Consider the following 2,274-nt stretch of genomic DNA (forward strand, 5'->3'; position numbering starts at 1 on the left):
GCAGTTTACATGATGTCGCTGATGTTGACGTTCCACGGCAACAGATCGTGCAATGAATCATCAGAATGGCGTTTGGGGAGTTCCGTAAAAATATGCCGAAAATAAAAATAAGGATTGATGTCATTGGCCCGGCAGCTCATCACCAGGCTGTATAAGTTGGCGCTGGCAAAGGCACCGTCAGGCGAGGTGGAAAAAATCCAATTTTTACGCCCGGTCGTGAACGGGCGGATATCCCGCTCCGTGACATGATTATCAATGCTGAGATGACCGTCTTCCAGATAGACAATCAGTTTTGACCACTGGTTCAGGGCATACGTGATCGCGGTACCGATGGCACTTTTGGGTAACGCCGTCCGGCTGGCTTCGGTCAGCCAGTCGTGGAAGTCTTTCAGAATCGGTGTCGCTTTTTCCTGTCGTAATCGCCGTCGTTCATCGGGGCTGAACGGTCGGGCTTCCCGCTCAATGGCGTACAGTCGGGCGATAAAAGTCAGTCCCTGTTCGGCGCGTCCCGCTTTTTTACCCGGCTGAACTTTCTGGGCCTCGGTAAATTTACGACGGGCATGCGCCATGCACCCGGCGTGTCTGACCGATTTCAGCGTATCGTAAGCCGCGTACCCATCGGTCAGCAGGTAGCCCGCATAATCCCCTAAAAAGTCAGCAACACAGCGCCCGCTGCGGCTCGGCTGGTAGTCGAAAATCACCGCCGGATGAGCCACAAATTCGCCGCTGCGATAGACCCACATGTAGGATTTGCTCTGCGCCGGGCGAGCCGCTTCGTGGAGTACCTGTACCGGCGTTTCATCCGCACAAATCAGGGGTTCATTGAGCAAGTGTGTCCGAATTTGTTCGACCAGTACATGTACTTTACGGCCGAGCTGCACACACCAGTTCGCCAGCGTACTGCGGCTTATCTCGATACCGGAACGCGCTAAAATATCTGCCTGACGGTACAGCGGCAGTGCATCGACATATTTGGCGGTCACTATCGCAGCCTGGGTGTCCGGGCTGGCAATCGTCCGGGGCAACAGACTGGGCGGCGCGGGTGCCGTGATAATTTTGCTGTGCGTCTGCGTCTTTTCACACTGCCGGCAGGCATATTTCGTGCGCTCGTGACGAATAACGCTGACTTTCTGCGGCACGATTTTCAGGGTTTCAGCGGTTTCGACTCCGCAGGCATGCAACGGTTCACCACAACAGTCACAGTGCGGCGCATTCAGGGTATGGCGCTGAGCTTCCCGCGCCAGCCCGGCGGGCAAAGGCTGGCGGCCTTTTTTGTGATGCGCGGGTGCGGGTTTAGGCAGGCTATCCTGCTGTTCAGCCTCATTGAAAGTGCCTTTGTCGGCTTTTTCGCTCTGTTTGCCGAAACGTTTCGATTTGCTGAGGCTGAGTTGTTCAAGCAACAGTGCGATCTGCCGATCTTTGCCCTGAATATCGGCCTGAAGTTGGTAAACGAGCGCTTTCAGTTGGTCAATATCATCGGGCAGGTCAGTCATCACTCAGGCTCTCAGGGGAAAAGCCTAAGTGTGACAGCGCAACGGGATCGTGCAAGTCCAAAAACAGGATCAGTGTCACCGATCACACTTTTAATCCCCGTAAGGGCTGATGTGCGCGGGGATGTGCTAACGCCAGCCCCGATAACAGCCAGTTCAGTTGCTGGCGTGTAATGTGTACCGTGCCGTCTGACACCGGAGCGGGCCACTGAAAGCGGCCTTTTTCCAGCCGGCGGTAGTAGAGCCAGAAGCCATTGGTGTCCCATAACAGGATCTTAAGTTTGTCGCGATGACGGTTACAAAAAATAAACCCGGCGTCACTGAGCGGATCCAGACCCAGCGCGTCAACCACACTCGCCAGCCCGTCAATGGATTTTCGCATGTCGGTATGACCGGATACCAGATAAATTGTGCCGACCGGTATCATCGCAGTGCCTCAATCCAGTGGCGGATTTGCGCGGTGGATAACCTGGCCGGCAACTCAGCCCGGAGTCCGTTGGGCAGAAAGAGCGTGACGGTGTGTCCGGCCTCGGAATGTTCCTCAACCACAACGGGATGCAGGCGTTGGGGCTCGTGCTGTTGCCGGAGCTTTTTTGTCCAATAGTAAAATGTGGCCAGATTAATCTCATGGTGCTGGCAAAACGCCGTCACCGTTAGCCCGCTCTGCTTCTGGGAAGCAATGACTGCTGCCCAGTGTTGCTGTTTTTCAGTGAGTGTCATAGTGGTTTGTCTCATGAATAAAAAAGAAAAAACACTATGACAAAAGATTAATCAGTCGGGTATG

General features: G+C 54.4%; 3 protein-coding genes. All 3 read right to left on the reverse strand.

Annotated features, from left to right (window positions below):
- Positions 1-5 precede the first annotated feature (5 nt).
- The 3 genes from tnpC to tnpA all read right to left on the reverse strand — a co-directional run bounded on the left by tnpC (position 6) and on the right by tnpA (position 2,210).
- The gene (tnpC, locus tag LGZ99_RS24130) at positions 6-1,493 is read right to left on the reverse strand and encodes an IS66 family transposase (RefSeq protein WP_036841784.1); all 1,488 of its coding nucleotides are present in this window, start codon (positions 1,491-1,493) and stop codon (positions 6-8) included.
- Between the two features lie 82 nt (positions 1,494-1,575).
- Entirely contained in the window at positions 1,576-1,917 is a 342-nt protein-coding gene (tnpB, locus tag LGZ99_RS24135; RefSeq protein ID WP_036841781.1) for an IS66 family insertion sequence element accessory protein TnpB, read from the reverse strand.
- Positions 1,914-2,210, reverse strand: a complete 297-nt coding sequence (gene tnpA, locus LGZ99_RS24140; protein ID WP_036836860.1) for an IS66 family insertion sequence element accessory protein TnpA — start codon at positions 2,208-2,210, stop codon at positions 1,914-1,916. Before tnpA ends, tnpB begins: the two co-directional genes overlap by 4 nt.
- Between the last annotated feature and the right edge of the window lie 64 nt (positions 2,211-2,274).

The organism is Photorhabdus temperata (genome assembly GCF_025384845.1).
In the GTDB taxonomy this organism is placed as follows: Bacteria; Pseudomonadota; Gammaproteobacteria; order Enterobacterales; family Enterobacteriaceae; genus Photorhabdus; species Photorhabdus temperata.

What these genes read in the sequence shown, in the direction of transcription:
- tnpC (WP_036841784.1), bottom strand. Translation starts at nt 1,493, where the DNA reads ATGACTGACCTGCCCGATGATATTGACCAACTGAAAGCGCTCGTTTAC.
- tnpB (WP_036841781.1), bottom strand. Translation starts at nt 1,917, where the DNA reads ATGATACCGGTCGGCACAATTTATCTGGTATCCGGTCATACCGACATG.
- tnpA (WP_036836860.1), bottom strand. Translation starts at nt 2,210, where the DNA reads ATGACACTCACTGAAAAACAGCAACACTGGGCAGCAGTCATTGCTTCC.